The sequence below is a fragment of the Dyadobacter endophyticus genome, assembly GCF_014641595.1.
GTDB classification, from domain to species: domain Bacteria; phylum Bacteroidota; class Bacteroidia; order Cytophagales; family Spirosomataceae; genus Dyadobacter; species Dyadobacter endophyticus.
On record NZ_BMIA01000007.1, the window covers coordinates 15,154 to 39,341 of the forward strand.

The 24,188-nt window shown below is 48.5% G+C and carries 23 protein-coding genes; 12 read left to right on the forward strand and 11 right to left on the reverse strand.

What is annotated here, in order from left to right:
• Window positions 1-7: 7 nt before the first annotated feature.
• The 3 genes from IEY24_RS30345 to IEY24_RS30355 form a co-directional block, all read right to left on the reverse strand.
• Window positions 8-355 (reverse strand): YbaB/EbfC family nucleoid-associated protein, encoded by a 348-nt coding sequence (locus IEY24_RS30345; RefSeq protein WP_188939055.1) that lies wholly within the window; start codon window positions 353-355, stop codon window positions 8-10.
• A gap of 57 nt (window positions 356-412) precedes the next feature.
• Window positions 413-2,341, reverse strand: a complete 1,929-nt coding sequence (locus IEY24_RS30350) for a T9SS type B sorting domain-containing protein (protein WP_188939056.1) — start codon at window positions 2,339-2,341, stop codon at window positions 413-415.
• Between the two features lie 188 nt (window positions 2,342-2,529).
• Window positions 2,530-4,506 (reverse strand): T9SS type B sorting domain-containing protein, encoded by a 1,977-nt coding sequence (locus IEY24_RS30355; protein WP_188939057.1) that lies wholly within the window; start codon window positions 4,504-4,506, stop codon window positions 2,530-2,532.
• Window positions 4,507-4,687: 181 nt separating this feature from the next.
• Between IEY24_RS30355 and IEY24_RS30360 the strand changes: the two genes are divergently transcribed.
• From IEY24_RS30360 to IEY24_RS30370, 3 genes are read left to right on the forward strand one after another with little or no spacing between them, the layout of a single operon-like run.
• Complete coding sequence (locus IEY24_RS30360) at window positions 4,688-5,941, forward strand: bifunctional 3,4-dihydroxy-2-butanone-4-phosphate synthase/GTP cyclohydrolase II (protein WP_188939058.1); 1,254 nt, start codon at window positions 4,688-4,690, stop codon at window positions 5,939-5,941.
• A complete protein-coding gene (locus IEY24_RS30365) occupies window positions 5,938-6,366 on the forward strand; it encodes a GNAT family N-acetyltransferase (RefSeq protein WP_188939059.1) in 429 nt (142 codons plus the stop codon). The genes IEY24_RS30360 and IEY24_RS30365 overlap by 4 nt, the downstream gene beginning before the upstream one ends.
• 39 nt (window positions 6,367-6,405) lie before the next feature.
• Complete coding sequence (locus IEY24_RS30370; RefSeq protein ID WP_188939060.1) at window positions 6,406-7,383, forward strand: bifunctional heptose 7-phosphate kinase/heptose 1-phosphate adenyltransferase; 978 nt, start codon at window positions 6,406-6,408, stop codon at window positions 7,381-7,383.
• On the opposite strand, the gene IEY24_RS30375 is transcribed toward IEY24_RS30370, so the two are convergent.
• Window positions 7,384-8,364, reverse strand: a complete 981-nt coding sequence (locus IEY24_RS30375) for a hypothetical protein (RefSeq protein WP_188939061.1) — start codon at window positions 8,362-8,364, stop codon at window positions 7,384-7,386.
• 134 nt (window positions 8,365-8,498) lie between these two features.
• On the opposite strand from IEY24_RS30375, the gene IEY24_RS30380 reads away from it, so the two are divergent.
• Both IEY24_RS30380 and IEY24_RS30385 read left to right on the forward strand, forming a co-directional pair.
• Entirely contained in the window at window positions 8,499-10,247 is a 1,749-nt protein-coding gene (locus IEY24_RS30380) for a DUF4153 domain-containing protein (protein ID WP_188939062.1), read from the forward strand.
• A 77-nt stretch (window positions 10,248-10,324) separates the two neighbouring features.
• A complete protein-coding gene (locus IEY24_RS30385) occupies window positions 10,325-11,320 on the forward strand; it encodes a polysaccharide deacetylase family protein (RefSeq protein WP_188939063.1) in 996 nt (331 codons plus the stop codon).
• On the opposite strand, the gene IEY24_RS32875 is transcribed toward IEY24_RS30385, so the two are convergent.
• Window positions 11,219-11,752, reverse strand: coding sequence for a hypothetical protein (locus IEY24_RS32875; protein ID WP_229223363.1), 534 nt, complete (start codon window positions 11,750-11,752; stop codon window positions 11,219-11,221). The genes IEY24_RS30385 and IEY24_RS32875 overlap by 102 nt on opposite strands.
• Before the next feature lie 157 nt (window positions 11,753-11,909).
• Window positions 11,910-13,307, reverse strand: coding sequence for a dihydrolipoyl dehydrogenase (gene lpdA, locus IEY24_RS30395; RefSeq protein WP_188939064.1), 1,398 nt, complete (start codon window positions 13,305-13,307; stop codon window positions 11,910-11,912).
• A 331-nt stretch (window positions 13,308-13,638) separates the two neighbouring features.
• Between lpdA and prfB the strand changes: the two genes are divergently transcribed.
• From prfB to IEY24_RS30425, 6 genes are all read left to right on the forward strand, one after another.
• Window positions 13,639-14,713, forward strand: a protein-coding gene (gene prfB, locus IEY24_RS30400) for a peptide chain release factor 2 (protein WP_188939065.1) whose coding sequence is annotated in 2 segments (ribosomal slippage) — window positions 13,639-13,698 and window positions 13,700-14,713 — 1,074 coding nt in all. Because the reading frame shifts where the segments join, the coding sequence is not laid out codon by codon here.
• Window positions 14,714-14,810: 97 nt separating this feature from the next.
• Window positions 14,811-15,017: a type II toxin-antitoxin system VapB family antitoxin gene (gene vapB, locus IEY24_RS30405; protein ID WP_188939066.1), complete on the forward strand. Its 207-nt coding sequence runs from the start codon at window positions 14,811-14,813 to the stop codon at window positions 15,015-15,017.
• 8 nt (window positions 15,018-15,025) lie between these two features.
• Window positions 15,026-15,400, forward strand: a complete 375-nt coding sequence (locus tag IEY24_RS30410) for a type II toxin-antitoxin system VapC family toxin (protein ID WP_229223364.1) — start codon at window positions 15,026-15,028, stop codon at window positions 15,398-15,400.
• 2 nt (window positions 15,401-15,402) lie between these two features.
• Window positions 15,403-16,185, forward strand: coding sequence for an alpha/beta fold hydrolase (locus IEY24_RS30415; RefSeq protein ID WP_188939068.1), 783 nt, complete (start codon window positions 15,403-15,405; stop codon window positions 16,183-16,185).
• 23 nt (window positions 16,186-16,208) lie between these two features.
• Window positions 16,209-17,504 (forward strand): MFS transporter, encoded by a 1,296-nt coding sequence (locus IEY24_RS30420; RefSeq protein ID WP_188939069.1) that lies wholly within the window; start codon window positions 16,209-16,211, stop codon window positions 17,502-17,504.
• Window positions 17,505-17,597: 93 nt separating this feature from the next.
• The gene (locus IEY24_RS30425; protein ID WP_188939070.1) at window positions 17,598-18,032 is read left to right on the forward strand and encodes a DoxX family protein; all 435 of its coding nucleotides are present in this window, start codon (window positions 17,598-17,600) and stop codon (window positions 18,030-18,032) included.
• Here IEY24_RS30425 and IEY24_RS30430 read toward each other — a convergent pair whose 3' ends face one another.
• The 5 genes from IEY24_RS30430 to IEY24_RS30450 form a co-directional block, all read right to left on the reverse strand.
• A complete protein-coding gene (locus IEY24_RS30430) occupies window positions 18,033-18,908 on the reverse strand; it encodes an AraC family transcriptional regulator (protein WP_188939071.1) in 876 nt (291 codons plus the stop codon).
• 151 nt (window positions 18,909-19,059) lie between these two features.
• Window positions 19,060-19,383 carry an RNA polymerase sigma factor gene (locus IEY24_RS30435; RefSeq protein WP_188939072.1) on the reverse strand — a complete coding sequence of 108 codons (324 nt, stop codon included), beginning with the start codon at window positions 19,381-19,383 and terminating at the stop codon, window positions 19,060-19,062.
• Between the two features lie 31 nt (window positions 19,384-19,414).
• Complete coding sequence (locus tag IEY24_RS30440) at window positions 19,415-20,395, reverse strand: dihydrodipicolinate synthase family protein (RefSeq protein ID WP_188939073.1); 981 nt, start codon at window positions 20,393-20,395, stop codon at window positions 19,415-19,417.
• A gap of 66 nt (window positions 20,396-20,461) precedes the next feature.
• The gene (locus tag IEY24_RS30445; RefSeq protein WP_188939074.1) at window positions 20,462-22,045 is read right to left on the reverse strand and encodes a sodium:solute symporter family protein; all 1,584 of its coding nucleotides are present in this window, start codon (window positions 22,043-22,045) and stop codon (window positions 20,462-20,464) included.
• 126 nt (window positions 22,046-22,171) lie between these two features.
• Window positions 22,172-22,858: a VTT domain-containing protein gene (locus IEY24_RS30450; RefSeq protein ID WP_229223365.1), complete on the reverse strand. Its 687-nt coding sequence runs from the start codon at window positions 22,856-22,858 to the stop codon at window positions 22,172-22,174.
• A 109-nt stretch (window positions 22,859-22,967) separates the two neighbouring features.
• Here IEY24_RS30450 and IEY24_RS30455 point away from each other — a divergent pair, with 109 nt between their 5' ends.
• Window positions 22,968-24,113, forward strand: a complete 1,146-nt coding sequence (locus tag IEY24_RS30455; protein WP_188939075.1) for a cystathionine gamma-synthase — start codon at window positions 22,968-22,970, stop codon at window positions 24,111-24,113.
• The last annotated feature ends 75 nt before the right edge of the window (window positions 24,114-24,188 follow it).

Sequence of the window (24,188 nt, forward strand, 5' to 3'; positions counted from 1 at the left end):
TGTTCGGTTATTTCATAAAACCGCCCAAATCCAGCCCTGGAATATTGGGAAGCACCCCATCCGTTACCTTTTGCAGATGTTGTTGGATTTTGGATTCGATATTTTCATTGGCCTTATTGACGGCAGCAACGATGAGATCTTGCAGCATTTCTTTATCATCGGCGTTGATGAGATCCCTGTCAATATCCAGGCTCAGCAGCTTTCTCTTTCCGTCGACGGTAGCCTTCACCATTCCACCGCCCGATTCCGCGGTCTCAGTGATGTGGACAAGCTGGTCTTGTGCTTCTTTCATACGCGACTGAAGGTCCTTCATTTTGCCCATGAGGCCCATCATGTCCGCCATATTTCCAAACATAGCTGTACTTATTAAGTTTAATAACTTCAAAAAACTCCTTTTTACGGAAATAGTTCCTTACCGTAAAAGCATAAAAGTACCGCTTTTTTCAACAGTTTGATTGATGTCGTCGACGAAAGTCATCTTGTAGTAGTAATACCCGACGGGCGCACTGGTCCCTTCGACGGTTCCGTCCCAGCCCTTGGCAATGTCGTCGGAGTGGAAAACGACTACCCCCCAGCGGTTCATGACGGATATGTTAAATGACTGTAATTGCTCTGATTTTGCTTCCAGGATATCATTAAAGCCGTCGCCATTCGGGGTAAATGCATCCGGAACGAACACGCCCGCACTCCGGCGGTAATTGATGATGTTCGACAAACTTTCGAAATCGCCGTCTTGCGAAACGGCTTTTATCAGGAAATTATATTCCAGGTCACTTTGACTATTCAGCTTTACGGTGTAGCTCGTATTTTTTTGCACCGGGATATCTTGGGAAGCCCCAGCCGAACCTGTTTGAACGACGTTGTATTCTTCAAAACCGCCCATGATCGGGCTAGCGCTTGTCCAATTCAGAGTTGTTAGGTTTTTATTTAAAAGTATGGTACAAATGGGTTCCGAAACAGGCACTTTCTGTCCGCAGGAGTTTTCGTAGCTCATTCGATAACAATAAGACAACTCGCTGGTTTTGGCATTATTATCGATGTAATCGCTCTGGTTGTAAAGCGTTATGATTTTCTTAAATAATGTACTGCCCGCTTCTGCCCGCTCAATCGACAGTTCAAACGATGTATTAGGGCCCGCGCCAGGCACTTTGGCCTTGATAGCCACACTATTCTTGTCCAAGACTGACACCGAGCCGCCACCGATAGGCTTCGCGCTCCCTGTTTCAACTTTGATACCCACAGGAGCAGACGTGGACGTAGCATCCTTCAATTTCGCCACCACCTGGTATTCTACAAACGTGCCGCATTCTACATCTTCATCGGTGTAACTGGTTTCTCCTATTGCGGTGAAACTCTTGATAATTGTACCGTCTCGAAGCAGGTCGTACCCCTCGAACTGAGACGCATCCCCGTACTGATTCCATTTCAAACTATTCGCACCGTCGGCTGTATTTCCGGAGAGCGTCATTGTAGTAATTGGCAGCGTTTCGGTGCTGCCCGCGCAAAGGTCTTCGGATGATAACCTTACCTTGTATACCTGATCTTTGTTAAGTCCTTTGATGTCGTAGGGCTGTGTTCCCCCGGAGGAACGCGTTCCGGAAGTAGTGAAAGAAGTACCATCTGTACTATATTGAATGTTGGTAGGAATACCGGCTACGCCCTTGTAAGTAAGCCGGACGGTACCGTCACTGCGCATTTCCACGGCACTCGTTTGAATTTCGTTAAGCTGAGGGCGCTCAAATGTAATAGGAAGGCTATTAACCCTGCCTTTATCACAAGCCTTGCCTCCTGCATACAACCCTGTGATCGATACGGTAGGGGGTGTCGCCACGCTTGCATAATTATGTTCAAAAGTCAGAGAACCCCCTTTTGTCCAGGTCGTCGTTTCTCTATCACCCCATTTAATCTCTACTTGATCGTATGCTTTCAAAATCGCATTGTCGATCAGCGTCATAACGATCTTACCGCCTCCACATGACGAATATTGGGCTCCGATCACCCGGGTTTCGAATACCGTGGCCTTATTACATTTATAGGCAATGGTACCGCCGGAAAGGAAGGCCTTTTGGAGGATGGTAAAAGTTCCGGGAACATTGTATTGATACGAAGGTAGATCGCCGCTATAACCGGGGTTTGCCTGGCCCCTGTAATCAAAATTGTATGATACGTCTATAGAATTACTTAATTGATTGGTTATCTTCACAATAAGTGGCGCACAACCTTCTGAAGGGGAAATAGAAAATGCACCATCTGCTTTTGCGCAAAGGTCCTGGGCGGAAACAAATGACGGGAAGTACGAAAATAATATTCCGAGACAAAGAAGAGGTAGTGTTATTCTCATAAGTGTGGCATATTTAACCCTAAGCTTTTTTCAAAGACGATAGATAAAACAATAAGTTTCCGGGAATCTTAACGAATTCAGAAAATGCAATAGCAAAAATAAGCTATTTAGGGGTGGCAATTGAGCGTACCTATTAAACGGGCATATTAAAAAAGTATTATCCCGTGAGAAATTGTCTTAGAAAAATCCTATCTTATTAGCAGAAAGCTCCCATTTTTGACCATAGTCTGGCCAGTAGCGTTGGTCGCTTCAATCTTATAGAGGTAATAACCGCCCGGCGCTTTGCCGGTCTTCACGTTCCCATCCCAGCCTTCGGCGATGTCGTCGGTATGGTAAATCACCTCCCCCCAGCGGCTGAAAACCGACATTTTGAAATCCTTGATAAAATATCCCTTCACCTCGAAGCGCTCATTGTAAGCGTCGCCATTCGGTGTAAATGCATCGGGAACGAGAAGAATCGCTTCACTTCTGAAATTCAACAGGTTGGATAAACTCGTGAAGTTCCCGGATTTAGCCTCAATACGGTATCCAAACTCGGATTGGGATGCGAGGTCGAGCGTATGGCTGGTTGAAAGGCCTTTCGGCATTGCATCGATCACGTTCCCACCCTGGTCCACTTGTTGTAAACTATACGTTTCGATGTTGCCTGTGAACGGCGGATCCGAAGTCCAGACAATGTCGGGCGTATTGGCAGTCAGCAAAATAGAACAAACCGGCGTGCTGAACGACGGCGATTTCATTTTACACGCGTTCTCATACTGGAAACGGTAGCAATACGAGTTCTGCGAAGCACTTACATTCGTATCGTCCCATTGCAAGCTCTGGTTACCCGCAGGCGAAACCAGCTCGAAATTCGAGCTACCCAGTAATGCGCGCTCCACGATCAGATTATAAGTGCTCGTGAGCCCCTCACCCGAGAGCTCCACTCTGGTAGCGATGGTATTGTCGTCCTTAACAGTAACCAGCGCACTGGCAATATCGCCCGGCGACGAGGTTTTGGGTTCCAGACTGATAGGCGCCGAATAGGAGCGGACGTCGTTCTCTACAATCGCAACGATCTCATATTGGTAAGTATTACCGCATTTGACATCCGTATCTTCATACGAAAGCTTGTCCGAAGTGTTGAAAATTACAGCTCCGTTGCGTTTCAACTGATACTCTACCAGGCCATTGGTATTGGGTTCGCTCTCCCATTCGAGTGAAATGATTTCATCGAGCGACAGGCTTCCCTGTTTGATCGCAATGCTGCTCACGATCGGGCTTTTTATTACATTCCCGCAAATGTCGGTCGACCAGAGCTGAAACCGGTAAACTACTTTCGGATCCAGCTGAGGCACGGTTGCAGATTGAGCGCCGCCAGTCTGCCCGCTTTGATTGGTATAAATGAATTCTTCGTTTCCCCTGGCAATGTAAACTTTGGTCTCAATACCTTCCATTCCATCATATATAAGCTTCGCATCGCCATTGCTTGCAGGCATTTCAACGCTTCTGATGCGGATACCGGCCAGCGATTGCGGCGCGTCCGCCGCCAAGGTGGTCGAATTGGATTCCGTGGTACACACACTGTTGGTATAAGAACCTTTCAATGTAATGGCCGGCACACTGTTGCCCGACGCGTAGGTATGCTCGAAAAAAGCAGTGGAATTTGTTTTTAGATTGACATTCTGCGTCCTCCCGTCACCCCAGTTGATCGTCACCACATCATATGCTTTGGTAATAGGATCGTCCCCGAGCGTAACCCTCACCTTGCCGTTGGGACACGTTACAAGCTCAGCCTGGGGCCCGCGGGTTTCTTTTACGGTCACATCTTTGCACAAGCTGAACCCGGCCACATCCTTGACACTCCCGTATTGCAGGATCGTGTAGGTGCCAGGTTCCTGATAGGTGAAGGTGGAATCCTGCGTTGTTTCGCTGATATTAGGAGGGGAATTCTGGCTGCGATCGAAACGGAAAGCGTATGTAAGGCTCTCAGGTTTCGGTACCAGGTTTTTTACATTGACCGTCATCGGTGCGCAACCGACTTCCGGTGTTACGGTAAATGCTCCCGTAGTTCCACAAAAGCTCTGAGTAGCCCCTGTCCTTGCACCAGCGCCCTGACCTGAAACTTCTTGAATAACAAGCGAAAAGATGCTGAAAAGAAATAGGGTCAGTAGCTTATGTTTCATAGTGAGTAAAGTAGGTTCCGCCGGGTGCGCTGATGCGGGTTGCCCCATTGAAACGGATCATGCAAATCCTTTGTTCAATTTGTGACGGATGTCCAAAAATAGAACTTTCGACATTATCAACGTACCTTTGCAGAGTAAAAACGAGTTTTAGTTTAAAACTATTTTTTCATTAACCCGATTAATGAGTAACAATACTAACCCGATTGCGCTGGACTCTATCGAAGACGCCATCGAAGCAATCAAAAGAGGGGAGCTTATCATCGTTGTAGATGACGAAGACCGTGAAAACGAAGGTGATTTTATCTGCGCTGCCGAGCTGGTAACGCCGGAAATAGTCAATTTTATGGCGAGGGAAGGCCGCGGGCTCATCTGCGTGCCGATTACCGAAGAGCGTTGCGCCGAACTCGAACTGGAAATGATGGTGGGCAACAACACCGCCCTGCACGAAACCGCATTCACGGTTTCTGTCGACCTGCTCGGGCATGGCTGTACCACTGGTATCTCGGCCAGCGACCGCTCCAAGACCATCCAGGCACTTGTAAGCAAAGATACAAAGCCCACAGATCTGGGCCGCCCCGGGCATATTTTCCCGTTGAAAGCCAAAAGAGGCGGAGTGCTTCGCCGCACCGGCCATACCGAGGCTGCGATCGATTTTCCGCGTCTGGCGGGACTGTCGCCTGCCGGTGTTTTGGTTGAGATTCTAAACGAAGATGGTTCGATGGCACGCCTGCCTCAGCTGCGTGAGATCGCCAACCGCTTCAATCTGAAACTTGTCAGCATCAAAGACCTCATCGAATACCGTCTCCGCGAAGAATCGCTGATCAAGCGGGAGATCGGGGTGGATATGCCTACTAAATGGGGCCATTTCGACCTGATCGCCTACCGGCAGATCAACACCGGCGACCTGCACCTTGCATTGGTGAAAGGGACCTGGGAAAAAGACGAGCCGGTTCTCGTACGCGTACACTCGTCATGCGTTACAGGCGATATCTTCGGTTCCTGCCGTTGCGACTGCGGCCCTCAGCTGCACGCTGCCATGGAAATGGTAGACCAGGCCGGTAAAGGTGTGATCGTTTATATGAACCAGGAAGGTCGCGGAATCGGTCTTTTGAATAAATTAAGGGCATATAAATTGCAGGAAATGGGCCGCGATACCGTGGAAGCCAATCTTGAACTCGGCTTCCCGATGGACGATCGCGATTATGGCGTGGGCGCACAAATCTTGCGTGACCTCGAACTGACTAAAATCAAGCTCATTACCAATAATCCCAAGAAACGCGCCGGACTGATCGGTTATGGCCTTGAAATTGTGGATTCGGTAGCCATCGAAATCCCGGCTAACCCGTACAACGAAAAATACCTGCTCACCAAGCGTGATAAAATGGGCCACAGCCTGAATAATCTGACCATCGTAGGACATAACAAAGGGGTATGACGATCGAAACCGTCCAAAACGATGCCGATATTCTCAAATGCCGCGGCGCCATCCAGGCGCTGCGGCCATTGTTGACCGACGACATTTATACGGAAGCCGTCAGGCAAACCCTCGCCGATAACCGGCAAATCATTTTCATCGAAGATGGCAACCCCGATGCCGCCGCAGTAGCCGTTTTTGAAACCGGTTACAATCTTTTTCGTGGAAAATACATCTACATCGACGATCTTTCGACTTTGCCGACGCAACGTGGCAAAGGTTATGCAGGAAAGCTGCTCGACTGGATCGCGGATTACGCGCAAAAAGAAGGATTCAATGAAATCCACCTCGATTCGGGCGTAAATGCGGCCCGAACCGACGCGCACCGGCTCTATCTCAATAAAAGATTTCAGGTTACCAGCCTGCATTTTGTTGCCAAAGTCTGATTTTTAATAGCAGATCTGGCAATTTTAGCACATAACTACATGACAATCGATCAGGTTTTTGAAGCATTTGATACCCTTCGAGTACTGGTAATCGGCGATGTGATGCTCGATTCCTATGTTTGGGGAAAAGTTGAAAGAATATCTCCGGAAGCACCCGTACCGGTGGTCAATGTTCAAAAAAGGGAATACCGGCTGGGCGGCGCGGGCAATGTGCTGCTGAATGTACAATCATTGGGTGCAGAGGCCATTATCTGCTCGGTAATCGGCACCGACAGCCCCGGCGACCTCCTCGAAAACAGTCTGAAAGAAAAAGGATTGAACTGCGAAGGCCTGATCCGCAGCGACGACCGCATTACTACTATTAAGGAACGCATTATCGCCGGATCGCAACAGGTTGTCCGCATCGATACCGAGACCGACAAACCGGTTTCCAAATCAGAAACTGAAAAACTGATTGCGAAAGCCAAGGAGCTGATCCCATCCTGCCAAGTCATCATATTTGAAGATTACGACAAAGGCGTACTCACGCCCGAATCTATCGCTGAGATCACCGCATTTGCCAACGCGAACAACGTCCCGACCGTTGTTGACCCAAAAAAGCGCAATTTTCTGGCCTATAACCACGTCACACTTTTCAAACCTAACCTGAAAGAGCTCCGCGAAGGTTTAAAATTGGATTTCAATGTGGATAACCTCGAAGAACTGAAAACAACGGTTCAGCATTTGAAAGATTCGCTCCAAGCAAAAGGCGCATTGATCACTTTGTCGGAAAGAGGCGTTTTTATTGATTTTAATAATGAAACCCACAAGCTTCCGGCACACATTCGTCAGATCGCCGACGTTTCCGGTGCAGGCGATACGGTAATCAGCATTGCCGCGTGCTGCGTGGCATTAGGCCTTCCGCCGAAAAGCGTGGCAGCTATTTCTAATCTTGGCGGCGGACTGGTGTGTGAAATGGTCGGAGTGGTTCCTATCGATAAGGCATTGTTGAAATCGGAAGCCCAAAAGCTCGTGTAGCTACCAATTGATGCCACCTTCTCCGAGACCCATTCTTCGTGTAAATCGGGACGACAGCCGCGACCGGCTCGTGATGTAGCGCACGCTCGCACCTATGTAAGGCGTGGTTGCGGGTGTGTACGAGGTAAGGTTTTCACGGGCGCTGTTGAATGTGCGCAATTGCCGGAAAGTAGTCACACCAGCTTCCACCGACACATTCAGCACCGAAAACAGATGTACATTGGCAGCAACGCCGGTTTTGATCTGGCGGTAATTCTCGCGCCGCAATGCTTTTTCCTCCGGTGTCTGCACCTGGAACCCGCCGCTGTAACCGCTCAGCCCCGCCAGGAAATCGACATTGAACCATTTGGTAGCCTTGTAATTCGCATTTACCATAAACGGCAGCAATGCGGACACGCGCCAGTGTTTCCCCAACCCCTTATTTACCCCAAATACCGGGATAAAACGCAGCTTCTGGTTATAAGCCAGCACCGAACCATACATGAACTGGGTACGAAGCCCCAAAATGTGCATTCTTGCCGCACCGCCCCAGAAAAACGGCTGCGGGCTGAAAAACGTCTCATTACTCTCCGTCATCCCCAAGCCGCCGCCATACACCCAAAGCCTGTCCTTAATGCTCGCCTGCAAACGAATCACCCCGAGGGATAACGTTTTATAGCCGTTGGCTGGATCATTCTTACCATCGAAAGTGGGCTGTATTTGTGTGTACTGGGCGATGGCGACTGTGTGTACAGCTCTCAGATCAAACTTTTTACGCAGGCTGTAACCGAGCTGCACCTCGCTCTGCAAAGGTATGATCCCGAAAAAACCTGTCCTTGAAACGCCATACTCCCGCGTCCCGTCGAGACTCGCCGGGACATTATAATCCGCTTTGAGCGTCAGATTCGGGTAAAATAAGCGACTTAGAGAAAAGTGCTGGGCATGTGCAGGAACGATCAGGCACAGGAGCAGACAGGTTAACAGGTTGCGCGAGTTAGCCATTCAGGAAAGTTAGGGGATGCGTTAAAATGTTGGCAAATAACGCGAAAAACCAAGCGCTATTGTGCAATCGGGACTATCAGAATTTTGGGAAAATATTTGTTGATTTATGCACTATTCAAATAGTCTATTTGGCCATGATCAAATTCCCTTCTCTCAAAACATTGGGCGACAGCTTGATTGAAACGACGCTTCGCTACAAAGAAGTCGCACTAATCGCCTTGATAAAGACTATCATCTTCATCATGCTCGTCGAAATGCCTCATGAAGAAAGCGCCGTGCGAAACCAGCTGACACAACTGTCCTTTATAGCTACACTCGCACTTCCCCTCATTCTGGCAATTCGCCTTTCAGGTGAACGGCACAACTGGAAACCTTACGTTCAGCCCGCGTTGATTGCATCGACGGTACTCGTGCTTGCCGTTTACTATTGGTTAATGGATAAGACGTTGAACCAGAGTGGAGCTTACCGGTTCTTCATTTTTTTAGCCGGCGCCCATTTGCTGGTTTCCTATGCACCATTTATCGGCACCAACGACAAAGACGGGTTCTGGCAATTCAACAAAACGCTATTCATCCAATTCCTGAATGCCACATTGTACTCCGCGACCCTTTATGTCGGTCTTCTCATTGCGGTGGAAACGGTCAAATACTTATTTGGAATAGAATCCCGGTTCTTTATCGAAATAGACTTATTTCTAATCGTATCCTGCTTTTTTCACACGATCTTTTTCCTGAGTAAAATCCCGAAACCCGATGAGGTCCATTCCGATTATCCGCATGGATTAAAAGTATTTACCCAATATGTGCTCCTGCCCCTCGAGGTTGTATATCTGGTCATTTTATATGCTTACGTCGGGAAAATTGTCACTCAATGGCAGCTTCCCCAAGGACGCGTCGCTTACCTCGTTCTCGCATTTTCAGTTGCTGGAATTTTTGCATTGCTGCTCCTTTATCCACTGCGCCAAAATACGGAGGAGCGCTGGCTGAAAATATTTGGGCGGAGGTATTATCTGGCCCTACTTCCCCTGATCGTGTTGCTTTTTACGGGCATATTCCGACGCATCGACGACTACGGGGTTACCGAAAACCGCTACATTGTCGCGGTGCTGGCATTATGGCTATCCGCAATTACTTTTTATTCTTTGTCAGGAAAACGTGATGATATCCGATGGATTCCTATTTCCCTGTCTGTTTTGTGCCTGCTGCTTCCGATAGGCCCCTGGAATATCTTTCTGGTTTCCAGGGACAGCCAGCTAAAACAGTTTGAGCACATACTTTCGAAAAACCAAATGCTGGACGCCAGTAGGCATTTGGCTCAAAAGAAAACAGTCACCGTAGAGGATCGTCAACAACTCATGTCCATTATCCGGTTTTTCAGGGACAGAGAATTACCTGGCCTTGAACCTTATTTTGCGGGCGTAAAACAAGGAGAGAAACGCGACGGCCAGCACTATTCAATAATGGAAAATACGCTGGACCGCTACGCAATTGCCATGAAAACCGATAACGAGGCACGGTATATGAGCTTTTCATCCCAGACTTCCCGTGACATCTCCGGTGCTACCATTTCCGGATTTGACCGTATGATTTTCATAGATGGCATCGACAATGATACGATTAGCGATGGCAAAATCGAAGTCGTAAAGCAGGATTCGGGCAAGGTCCTGGCTATTTTCCGTGGAAATAAACAGGTAGTAACCTGGAATGTCGTTGAAAAAGTCAGAGCATTGCAGGCCGTCTATGGTAACGAGAGTGTAGAACTACCACAGGATTCTCTCATTCTTTCACAAGCAAACTATAAAATGGTATTCAGGATACTTTCATCCAGTAATGATGATGATTTCTATGGAAGTGGTGTACTGTTTTATAAATCGAATCCCTAGCAACCCACATAGCCCGAATTCACAATTGCAGTGTATAATTCGCAGACTTCCAGCTTCATCCAATAACGATTTTGTTTATGAAAAAACTACTGTTCCTGCTAGCCATTCTACCCTGCCTGCAATCAGTCGCCCAAACCGAACCTACCTACGCCGAAAAACTGGGTTATCCCAAAGGCAAAAAGGTGCTCATCATCCACGTCGACGATGTGGGAATGTCCTATGAATCCAATCAAGGTGCCATCAAAGCTATTCGCGAAGGCGTTGCGAACTCGCTGAGCGTAATGATGCCCTGCGGCTGGGTACCGGGGTTTGTGCATTACTGGAAAGAGAATAAAGATATCGACGCCGGCCTGCATTTGACGATGACCTCCGAATGGAAGGACTACCGCTGGGGCCCGCTGGCGGGTAAAACCAATGTCAAAGGCCTCACCGATTCCGAAGGCGCATTATGGCGGAGCGTGGCAGACGTTGTCAAAAACGCATCGCCCGACGAAGTGGAAACCGAAATCCGCGCGCAATTGGAACGCGCACGCACAATGGGTTTCGAGCCCACACACCTCGACTCTCACATGGGCACGCTTTTCGCGACGCCGGAGTTTTTAGAACGATATTTAAAAGTGGGAATGCAGGAAAAGATTCCGGTAATGTTCCCTGGCGGCCATAATACGGCCATTAAGGGAGAGGAAAAAATGATTGCGGAACGCTTCGAAATGACCCAAAACGTTGGAAAGCAACTCTGGGCAGCCGGATTACCCGTACTCGACGACCTCGAAAACAGCAGCTACGGCTGGAAAGGCCCCGAAAACGGCGACAAATCCGAAAAAGCATTACAGAAATACAAAACTGCCAAGTACATTGAAGCGATCGGCAAACTGAAACCCGGGCTCACAATGGTGATCATGCATTGTACCATCCACACCGAAGTTTTTCCCCACATCTCCGACTCGTGGCCCACCCGCGAAGGCGATTTCCTAGCCATGATCGACCCGGAATTGCGGAAGTATATTGAGAAGGAAGGGATTGTGCTGACGACCTGGCGGGAGGCGATGCAGAGAAGGCAGAAGGTGAAGTGACCATTGTTCTTCCCAAATACGCTGTAATTCTTCTACATCGGCAAGATCCTTCTTTTTTGCCGATGCTTTTTTCTCCTTAATGAGATCTCGCAAATGAATCACGCGGAATGGTATGCCGTCGAAATCGTTTGCCAGCAATGCTTGTACAAATGCTTCGGTATTCTCACGGGTATTACCTATCCAGAGGTCCATATCCAGTGTCGTTCTTATATACCCATGAACCACCCCAGCCATACCTCCCACCAAGAGATATTGAACCTGATGTTGGTTTAAACTTTTCAAGAGCTGCAAAACGACCTCACTGCTAATGTCCATCGAATGCTTGTTTTTGTTTCTTGGATTCGAACGATAGAGCTTTTCCGCCACGCCATTCAAGTGAATAAGCGCTTCGAGGTTTTCAGAATATTGCTTGGTGAATACGCCGGCAGACATGGAAGTTGAGCAGGTGTTTTCAATAAATTTAATTCAATTCCTTTAACTCCCCAAAACCAACAATGCCCGGGAAAACCTCCCGGGCATTGCCATGATCATATTTCGAACGCAGACGGCTGCCACTCGGCGGTCAGTCGTCAGCGATCGGCGGTCCTGCTTACAAATCGATCGCCTCACCGTATGCCGCCTCAGTTGCGCCTTTCAGTGCTTCCGACATGGTTGGGTGCGGATGGATCGCGCGCATGATTTCGTGGGAAGTAGTTTCCAGCTTGCGGGCTACTACCACCTCAGCGATCATTTCGGTTACGTTCGCGCCGATCATATGGGCTCCGAGGAATTCGCCGTATTTCGCGTCGAAAATTACTTTTACGAAACCGTCGGTAACGCCCGCTCCCACCGCCTTACCAGAGGCTTTGAATGGGAATTTACCAACTTTGATATCGTAACCCGCCTCTTTCGCCTTTTTCTCGGTAAGACCTACCGATGCGATTTCAGGCTGGCAGTAAGTACATCCAGGAATGTTGCCGTAATCCAATGCTTCGGTTTTGTGACCTGCGATTTTCTCTGCGCAAATGATTCCTTCGGCAGTTGCCACGTGTGCCAATGCCTGGCCAGGGGTACAGTCGCCGATCGCGTAGAAGCCGGGAACACTGGTTTCGTACCACTCGTTTACGACGATTTTGCCTTTATCGGTTTTGATACCTGTTTCTTCCAGACCGATATTTTCGATGTTTGAAACGATACCTGCTGCCGAAAGCACTACATCAACTTCGAACGTTTTCTCACCTTCCGGCGTCTTAACAGTCACTTTGCAGCCTTTGCCACTGGTATCCACTTTCTCAACCGAAGAGTTGACCAAAGTTTCGATACCGATCTTTTTGTATTGCTTCGCGATCTCTTTTGAAATCTCTTCGTCTTCAACCGGAACCAGATTAGGGAGGAATTCCACCACGATAACCTTGGTTCCCATTGAGTTATAGACATAAGCAAACTCCATTCCGATCGCGCCCGAACCGATTACCAACATGGATGCCGGCTGTTTTTCAAGACTCATCGCCTTGCGGTATTCGATGATTTTCTGTCCGTCGAGCTTGATGTTCGGCAACTCGCGCGCGCGCGCGCCGGTCGCGATGATTACCCCTTTTGAAGCGCTGTAATCGGTCTTTTTGCCATCCTTATCAGTTACTTCAACCGTTTTCTGGCCTTTTACTTTCCCAGCACCCATGATGACGTCGATCTTGTTCTTTTTCATCAGGAACGACACCCCTTTGCTCATGGTATCGGCCACGCCTCGGCTGCGTTTGATCACCGCACCGAAATCAGCGGCGTATTCAGTTGCATTGATACCATAGTCTTTTGCATGCTTGATGTACTCAAATACCTGAGCACTTTTCAGGAGCGCTTTGGTTGGGATACAGCCCCAGTTAAGGCAAATCCCTCCTAAACTTTCTTTTTCAACAATAGCAACTTTAAGTCCTAATTGGGAAGCACGAATGGCCGCGGGATAACCCCCAGGGCCGCTACCAATTACAATCACATCATATGTTTGAGCCATTTTCCGGTATTTTTATTGTACGAAATGGGTTGACAAAATTTTGACGCAAAGTTAAGACGATTTGCCAGAATGCCTACATCTGAACTTCGGCCTATTTAAGTGAAACAGACCGTTATGGTTAATTGTTCTACCTTTGTGAATGTAAGTTCTGATTTACAAATGAAACGGTTTAGGTACGCTGTCCCCCTGAGCGAAGTCGAAGGGTAAATGCGACATCGTTCACGCCCTTCGACTCCGCTCAGGGTGACAATACCGTAACTATCAAGACAACAGGGACATAATTACCTGACTAACAGTAAAGTATTTTTCAAACTTAAATTCAAAAAATTCAATGACTGCAGAGCAATTGAAAGACTTGAAAGCCCGTGTAGAGGCTTTGGGGAGGTATCTTTGACTACGCTAACCGAAAACAACAGCTAGCACAACTTGAACAGCAGACTGTTCAACCCGAATTCTGGAACGATTCGACGCGTGCGGAAAAGGTGATGAGAGAAATCCGCGGTCTGAAATTCTGGACCAACGGATACGAAGAACTTGCCCGCCTGCGCGACGATCTGGACACGATCTGGGAATTTTATGAGGCCGACGAGGCCACCGAAGAAGAGGTCGACGAAGAAGGCAAAAAGCTCTCTGACAAACTGGACGAAATCGAGTTCAGAAAAATGATGGGAGAAGAAGGCGACGAATTACCTGCCGTGATCGAAATCAATGCGGGAGCAGGTGGAACCGAGTCGCAGGACTGGGCTTCGATGCTCATGCGGATGTACATCATGTGGGCGGAAAAGAATGGTTATAAAGTCCGCCAGGTGGATTTGCAGGATGGCGATGTGGCCGGAGTAAAATCCGTAACGCTCGAAATTGACGGCGAATATGCCTACGGTAACCTGAAATCGGAGAATGGCGTACACCGCCTCGTCCGCATTTCGCCGTTCGACTCGAATGCACGCCGGCATACTTCGTTTACGTCGGTGTATGTGTACCCGCTTGCGGACGACAACATCGAGATCGACGTCAACCTCGCCGACATCACCTGGGACACTTACCGCTCGGGCGGCGCCGGTGGGCAGAACGTAAACAAGGTGGAAACCGCGGTACGTTTGCATCACAAGCCGTCGGGCATTATCATCGCCTGCCAGCAGGAGCGCTCACAGCTGATGAACAAAGAGGTGGCGATCCGCTTGCTGAAATCGCGTTTGTACCAGATCGAGCTCGAAAAGCGCAACTCGGCCCGCGCCGAAGTGGAAGCTTCCAAGCGCAAGATCGAATGGGGCTCTCAAATCCGCAGCTACGTCCTCGACGACCGCCGCGTAAAAGACCACCGAACCGATTACCAGACTTCGAATACCGAAGCGGTACTGAATGGGGATATTAATGCGTTCATCAAGGCTTATTTGATGGAAGCCTAAGGTTACTCTAAAAGACCTCTCAAACGGCTGTTTCAATGAGCAGGGCGTTTGGAGGTCTTTTTGTTTTGTTGTAACTTACTCATATAAAGCAATGATTATGAGCGATACCGAACTATTAAAGAAGGTTTCTGAATTACCGGAAAACCTGAAAGAAGAATTGGATAGTTATATTGATTTCCTTCTTCAAAAATATGCAGAAAACGATTCTCCCAAAAAGCCGCTACGTTTCGGGATGATGAAGGGGACATTCATCATCTCTGATGATTTCGATGAACCGCTAGAAGACTTTAAAGAATATATGTAATGCAATACATGCTTGATACACACACCTTATTATGGTTTTTGGAAGGCAATCCGACGCTATCAAAAGAAGCCAGAAACATTATTGAAGAAACGGGAAGCCGGAAATACGTAAGCATCGCATCGATATGGGAGATCGCGATTAAGGTAAGTTTGGAAAAACTTAAACTCGCCAAGTCACTTGAAGATTTTCTTTTCGATTTATCGCAGAGTAACATCACTATTTTACCTATTAAACTTTCCCACACCTTGCGGCTAAGTAAGCTCGATTTTTTTCATCGAGATCCGTTCGACCGGCTTATTATCGCTCAAAGTATCGAAGAGAATTATGAAGTGCTCACGCGGGATTCTAACTTCTCGTCATACGATATTGTAATCCGCTGGTAAATTTGACGTCCCAAATTCCATACGCTCAACTCGGCTCAGGCCAGCGCATTCTCCTCGCATTCCACGGAATTGGGCAAGATGGTTCCTCATGCTTCGCTCCAATCCTCGCCTCTCTCGGCATACATTATACCATCTACGCATTCGATCTCCCCTTCCACGGTCAGCATAGCGATGCACCATTCGAAGTCATTTCAAAAACCGAATGGAAACAAAGCATTCAGCATTTCCTTCAAGAAAACAACATTACCCGCTTCGACATTACCGGTTTCAGCATCGGCGGCCGCTTTGCATTGGCAACGCTGGAAGCATTTCCGGAAAATATCGATAATGCATTCCTGATCGCGCCTGACGGCGTTTCCGAACATCCCATGTACACGCTCGCGACGCGCGTTCCGCCCGCACGGTGGATTTACGGCTGGCTGATGCGGCATCCCGGCGTGTTTTTCCCCGGTGTACAAGTAGCACAAACCCTGAAACTAGCCAGCAAAAGCCTTGTTAGATTTACGCAACAGGTTTTAAATACCCCCGAAAAACGGCAAACCATTTACCGCTCCTGGGTGGCATTCCGGAATCTGAGATTTGATATTCCGGCATTGATCAAAACAGCGAGTGCCAATCAGGTGACGATTTACCTTTTCGCAGGAATTTATGACAGCCTGCTCAAACCCAAAGCCGTTCGAAAGCTGGCGGAGCTACTTCCTGAAAAGCAATACATTGAACTAAAAAGCGGCCATACACGCCTGGTGGAGCACGCGGCTGCGTGGATTTGCACTTTATTTAAGTAAATTGGGAAAACCTATCCCGATTTATGGAGCAAACTTTACAAAAAGACGACACCAGCTGGCGCCTCAAAGCCATTATCGGCGGATCGGCAGGTAACCTCGTCGAATGGTACGATTGGTATGCATACTCCGCCTTTTCTCTCTATTTCGCCGGCACATTCTTCCCCGATTCGAACCCGACTGTCCAGCTGATCAATACAGCGGGAATTTTTGCAGTGGGTTTCCTGATGCGGCCGATCGGCGGTTTTGTATTTGGAAAACTGGCGGATAACCGCGGACGCAAAGTGGCCATGACGGTATCGGTGTTGCTGATGTCGCTGGGCTCACTGCTGATCGCATTCCTGCCCGGCTATAACAGTATTGGAATTGCGGCACCGCTGCTGCTTTTAATAGCCCGGTTGCTCCAAGGCCTCAGCGTCGGCGGCGAATACGGCACTTCCGCCACATATCTTAGCGAAGTAGCTACCGAAGAAAGGCGCGGCTTTTTTTCAAGTTTCCAATATGTAACACTCATCGGCGGGCAGCTGATCGCATTGGGTTTGCAACTGATTTTGCAAAATATTTTCCTCACCGACCAGCAAATGCACGACTGGGGCTGGCGCATTCCGTTTATAATCGGGGCATTGCTGTCGTTGGTGGCACTATACCTCCGCGCTCACCTGAACGAAACGGAAGCTTTTCAATCCAAAGACCTGAAAGTAAAAAAAGAAGGCTCGCTGAAAGAGCTTATGAAGCACCCCAAGGCCATTTTAGTGGTAATAGGCCTCACTTCCGGCGGCACGCTTGCATTTTACACCTACACCACTTATATGCAGAAATTCCTGGTGAATACCGTCGGGCTCACGAAATACCAGTCGACCATACTGACTTTTTGCTCACTATTCATTTTTGCAGCTTTGCAGCCGGTTTTCGGGGCGCTCAGCGATCGCATAGGTCGTCGGCCGTTGCTCATCGCATTCGGGGTTTTAGGAACCATTTTCACTTATCCCCTACTCACCACCTTGAGCCATACCACCGAAATGTGGTCGGCGTTCGGGCTTCTGATGGCCGCCTTAATCATCGTCAGCGGCTATACGTCCATCAATGCGGTCGTGAAGGCCGAATTATTTCCCGTGGAGGTGCGTGCGCTGGGCGTAGGATTACCCTACTCCATTGCAGTGGCGGTGTTTGGCGGCACGGCCGAATACCTGGCGTTGTGGGCCAAAAACCTGGGACATGAAACGTGGTACTATTGGTATGTGACGATCTGCATTTTCGCTTCGCTTATAGTATACGTCAAAATGAGGGATACCAAACATACTTCCCTGATCGAAAAACATTGATTTCTGCCCCGAAAAGGCTTTGAAAAAAGCCATTTTCTCTTGATATAGTCCATGCAATACTGTAACTTTCTTGAAACCAAAATTTGAGAAGTTATGAATATGATGGATCGAATCGAGCATTGGGGTGATACGCACCATCCGGCGTGGATGGACATCGTTCGTATCGCTTTGGGAGTATTTTTGTTTGCTAAGGGTATTAGCTTCATCAGCGATACCGCCAAGTTGTCTCATCTGGTTACCGGCCTCGATTTCCATTTGTACACCGTCACAGCCGTTCACTATGTAGCTTTTGCGCACATTTTTGGCGGGTTCCTCATCGCAATGGGATGCCTGACCAGAGTTGCATCCGTCATTCAGATACCGATCCTGCTGACTGCCGTGTTCTTTGTCAATATCCGGATGGGTTTTTCCTATCTCAATTCCGAGCTATGGCTTTCGATGATCACGCTTATGCTGGTAGTAACGTTCTCCATTATAGGCTCCGGAAGGTTCTCGATGGATGAATGGATGAAAAATCACGACAAATGATCAGACCATTTCGGGTGCGGCTTTATAAAGGTATTTCCGTTTGTATTCCAAAGGCGTCATGTCAGTAACTTTCTTGAAATGCCGGTAAAAATTGGATACATTATTGAAACCGCACTCGAAACAAATTACTTCCGTTGCCATTTTATCCTCGATCAGGAACCGGCAGGCCTGACTGATCCGGATCTCCACCAGAAAATCGTTATAGGTCTTTTTGGTCATCAATTTAAAATACCTGCAAAAAGAAGTAATACCCAGGTTGGCGATCGATGCCACATCCTGCAATGAAATATCGTTGCGGTAGTTCGAGAGCGTGTAGGCGTAAATTTTGTTCAAGCGCAGCGTTTCCGCGTCGTTGGATTTATAGAATGCATGCGCCGATGCGATTGTCTCATATTCACTGGCTTCCGCCAGAATTTTAAGGATCGAAAGCAATGCGATCAGCCGGTCGAGATTTTCCGCATCCACGGCGGAGTGCATCAGGCGAATTACCTTCTCCCTTGCTTCGCCACGAATCAGCAGGCCTCTCTTCGCACGTTCGTATAATTTCGGGATCTGATAAGCCTCGGGCAGCAGCAACAGCTCACTGCCGAGGCAATTAGGCAAAAAGTGGATGATAATCACTTCCACCGCCGTACTACTGGCCCCCTCCTCTGCCCGCCAGGTGTGCGGCAGGTTTTCACCGAGCAGGATCAGCTCGCCGTCGGAAAAGTTACCGATATTGTCCCCTATGAACCTGACCCCCTTTCCTTTGACCAAATAATGCAGTTCGAGCTCGGGATGATAATGCCAAACCGTGCCAAAGCCTGAGTCTTTGTCATGACGGATACTGAACGAAGTCCTTGACGCAATAGGGACCTTATGGAAATGCGGTTTCATTTTAAATCAATGCCGGCAGAGTTTAGGTTGGCTGCCATTGCTCAATTTAAAAGAATTTTTTTTAATAATCCATCCTGTACGGTCTACAAGATGCTAAAAAAATACTATTAAATAGCGTAATACTAATATTACTCACCGCCGGTTGCATAGACTAACTGGCGCGAAACGACTGAATACGGTCAAGATACTGCTTGCGTGCCGCCGGATCGTTGTATTTTTTCATCTCTCCGAAAATCTGATCTTTCAGGCTGCTAAACAGATAAGACTGAAAGTTACCCTCGCTCCGCAAGGCCAGCCGTTCGTTCCATATCTTGTTAAAAACACAATTGATGACATTCTCCGCTTCTGTTTCGTCCTTCAAAAGAACGGAACAAAATTTAAATGCAGGGACATGGAAATACGAACGGAGTTGTGTAAATGCAGCTTCGTCACCCTGGGTTACCCGATCCAAAATTTGCTGGTTAGGAAAAGTCATAGCTCAAAAATTAGGGTTTGATCCGATTGGGTTATTTCAATGGTGCTTCGAGAGTCTTTTTAAAAACACTGGTAATCCCAAGTTCCGCCTGTATCCGGTCTACCTCGTCGAGCAACTGATCCGCGCGCTCCTGCAAGTCGCCCGTCAGCTCGCCTACATCGCGACGGGTGTAAGTTGAAATAGGGAAACCTCTCTTTTGCAGACAATACTTTGCAACAATCGGATATGCCGAATGCACGATGTCCATCGAGTCCTCAAAGAAACTTTGTAGCGCTTTTACATCCTCCTGCCGTGCTGCATTGTCGTAATTTTCACAAATCCAGACGATCAGCTCGGGATAGATGTTTCCCTGAATGCATGATAACCCAGCCGCACCTGCATTAAGCGATGCAACCGCATTCACCATATAGGCATCATACAGCCCGAAACGGTAGCCATCAGCTACTTTAATTCTACGGATAACTTCTTCGATATCCAAGCAGGTGTCTTTATGATAAATAATGCGGTTCGAGGGCAGCAATTCTGCCAGGACTTCACTGCTGATCAATCTTTTATATGGAACGGGGCATTCATAAAAACCGAGTGGAATGTCGTCCGTCAAACTGATCAGTTCTTTGGCCCGTTCGATAAATACTTTGTCCGATTCGTCCTCATCTGCCAGCAATCCGGTAATTACGATCACCGCTTGCACACCGGTGTCATGTATACGTTTTACGAACTGCGCTTGCTCCGGGATAGGCCCCCCGAACGTTCCTGTCGCTACCACCGGCACGCGTCCCGCCGTATGTTCGACGACCGTTTGCGTTACTTTCAGCCGCTCCTCCGCCGACAACTCATACATTTCGCTTGAAAGGCAGTTGGCAAATAGCCCGGCGGCGCCCGCTTCGAGGTACAGGTCCGTCAATGCCTTTAATCCATCATAGTCGACTTCCCCCGTTTCAAGGAAAGGCGTAAGCATGACGGGAATGAAGCCTTGCGGCAACGACACGGAGGAAGACGTTACAGATGACATCGTGTTTGATTTAATATGCGTATGAGAAAAATTCCTCTAAAATCCGGCTCCTGGCCGGGCTTATGGTTACTTGCTGTGCAAAAGCACATCTTTTTCAACCGGTTCCTTACGCCTCAGCCTGGTAAGCAGCACACCGGCCAAAAAGATCGTCAGTGTTCCTACCACCATGATCATATTCTGGTGGAGCGGGTTTCGCCAATGTGAATAGGTATCGGGAAGCTGTGTCGAAAACGTCATCCAGATGATGACCACGATCCCGATAATGGTTGCCGTAAGCGCCTCTGTGTTCTTTGTGCTTTTCGAGATCATACCAAGCAGGAACAATCCCAGCATTCCACCCGCAAAAATCCCGGAAAGCATCCACCATACGTCCAGCACACTTTTTACACCGATCATCGCGATGCCGGTTACCATGCCCAGCAAACCAAATGCGGTAGTTGCGATGTAGAGCAGGCGGAGCGATTGCTTCGGTGACAGATCAGATTTGATATATTTTTGATAAATATCCACAGAGAATACCGTCGCCGAGGCGTTCATCCCCGAGCTGATCGTACTCATCGCAGCCGACATAATCGCCGCAATGATCAAACCGAGCAATCCTACCGGCACTTTGTTAACCATGAAATGCGGCATTACTTTGTCGCCATAGTCGGCTGGCGTGAGCGTCGCAGCAAGGTTTGTGATAGCGTCCGTGGTACCTCCCGGCAGCTTTTCGGCAGCTACCTGCATTTTAATAGTTTGCAGCAGCTCCGGATTGCCCTGATAGTAGGCAAAAAGGCAGGTTCCCAGCAAGAAGAATATCATTGATACCGGCACGTAAAGGTATACGCAAAGCCACACCGAGCCTGCCGCCTCTTTCGCCGACGACGTGGTATGGTACCGCTGTACGTAGTTCTGGTCCATGCCGAAATTGTTCAGGTTCATAAAAAACCCGTAGAACAAAATGACCCAGAACGATGCCTGCGTAAAATCCGGCGCCAGCGTCCCCAGACTAAATTTATCGTTTGTTTTACCAATTTCGATAATGCTCGGCATACCGCCCGATACCCCTGCCACAACCAGGTAGAGTATCACCAGCGCACCAATGGTTTTGATCACCCCTTGCACGACCTCCGTCCAGATCACCGCCTCCATACCACCCATCACGGTGTACAAAACAATACAGATCCCCACGACAACCATAATCGTCGACATCGGGTAACCCGTTAGTGCCTGAAGGCTCAATGCGATTCCGAAGAAAATCGATCCCATACGGGCAAGCTGCGTGAGCAGGAAGCAAATCACCGCGTAGGTACGCGCCCAGGGCCCGAACCGGTGTTCGAGGTGCGTATAGGCCGAAACTTCGCCAGTACTTCTGTAAAAAGGTATGAAAAACTTGGTCGCCACCCAGGCTGCAAACGGCATCGACAAGCTAAATACAAAGGAACTCCAGTTGCTTCCAAACGCCTTCCCCGGCACCCCGAGAAAAGTGTTACTGCTCAAAAACGTCGCATAAATGGAAATACCGATCGCCCAGCCGGGAATGCGCCCCGAGGCTTTGGTAAACTGATCGGCGCTGGTATTTTTACGTGAAAAGTAAACACCTACGGCAACCATCCCTGCCAGGTATGCAATCACAATACTGAGATCAATGAAAGGTAAGGATTTCATTCTACTTTTCGGGTATTTATAACTTTACCACAAAGAAACAGGATGAAGCCGATGGTTTTGTAGCGTTTTGTACCCTATTATTGTACGATATTATCAAAGCACATTATTAATTTGTAAACAACGTGCCTATGATTCTACCATACTCTTGTCTTTGAAGAAATAACCAATGCCCACGGTCGAAATAATGATCAATGCAATTAACACGATCTTAGTAGCTAACCCTTCATTCGGATGTTCGAGCAAATAGCGGATATCCTGCGCTTCCTTGCCTGCCCAGACGGCCAGTAACGTCCTTGGGATCATGCCTAACGTCCCGCCGGTGAGCACTTGTTTAAAGCGTGCGCCGGCCATGGCGAAAAACAGATTCGTAATAGCGAACGGTAATACGGGCGATAGTTTTGCAAAAAATATCAGTCTCAGCTCATTTTTGTAAAACCGGCGCAGCAATGAACCCACCTGCGGATACACCTGGATCAGGTAGTTTCGCACAGACGCCGCGTGCAGGAAATGCGCGGAAACATATATAATGGATATGGCACCGATGTTCAATACAAAAAGCATCGGGAGCGAGGACCAGCCAAGAAAGTAACCATACACCAGCGCCAGGAATGTTGGGGGCGTCAATGCGGTGGAGGAAGCCAGCGTGAGTATGAACGTCACACCGAGCCACCATTCAATCGGTAGCTCCCGGAGAATTTTTTCATGATTAATAGCCCACGCAGTTAGAATAGAGGTCGTCACCAATGGCACGATCGTCATCAATATGCTTACGACGACCGGAAGTGAGAATCTTTTTGGTGTAGACGTTTCCAAGGCTAATCGGCTTTATTTCTAATTGAATAACCAGTTGCTTTGACAAAAGGTTTTTGTGAACTTGCTTTTCTACATTAATATTTTGCGGCCACCAAGGCACCACTAAAAAATGAAATTCGCAACCAAAGCCATACATGCAGGCGTCGAGCCAGACCCGAGTACAGGCGCTATCATGACGCCGATTTACCAGACTTCCACCTACGTCCAGGAAAGCCCCGGCAAGCACAAAGGCTATGAATACGCCCGCGGCAGCAACCCCACGCGTACGGCATTGCAGAACGCATTGGCAGCCCTCGAAAACGGCAAACACGGCATTTGTTACGCCTCCGGCCTTGCCGCTACCGACGCTGTACTCAAATTATTCAAACCGGGCGACGAGATCATCGCCCCCAGCGACATTTACGGCGGTACCTACCGGCTCATGAAACGCATTTTTGAGCCGCTGGGCCTGGTTTTTAAATTTGTGGATATCGATGAAGTCGGTGAGATAGGCCGGTTGCTGTCAGAGAAAACACGCATGGTATGGCTGGAAACGCCCACAAATCCTTTGCTGAAAATCATCGATATTGAATGCATCACCCGTGTTTGCAAAGAACATAATATCCTGACCTGCGTCGACAATACATTTGCGTCGCCCTACCTGCAAAACCCGCTAGACCTTGGCGCGGACATTGTCATGCATTCGGTAACCAAATACCTGGGCGGCCATTCCGACACGGTAATGGGCGCACTCATCACCAGCGACGACGAACTTGCGGCTCAGTTAAAATTCATCCAGAATGCTTCCGGCGCAGTACCGGGTCCGCAGGATTGTTTTTTGGTGTTGAGAGGAATTAAGACACTCCATATAAGAATGCAGCGCCACTGCGAAAATGCCGGGCAAGTGGCCGTGTGGCTGGCCGCTCACCCGAAAGTCGGGAAAGTGTATTACCCCGGCCTGCCCGACCATCCCGGCCACGAATTAGCCGGAAAACAAATGCGTGGGTTCGGCGGCGTCGTGTCTTTCGAATTGAAAGACGACAGCTATGAAAAAGCCGTTCGTACCATGGAAAACCTGCAGGTGTTTGCATTGGGGGAGTCGTTAGGCGGCGTGGAATCGCTTTGTACGCATCCCGCAAGCATGTCGCATGGGGGAATGCCGCGCGAAGAACGCCTTAAAATTGGTTTGAAGGACACTTTGATACGGCTCAGCGTAGGCATTGAGGATGTAGAAGATATTCTCGCCGACCTCGACCAGGCAATCGGCATCGATTAGCATTCAGCATTGCAATCGACAACCAAAACCCTTACTTTTGGAACCATTTTTGAAAGAGACACTAAAACATATTTG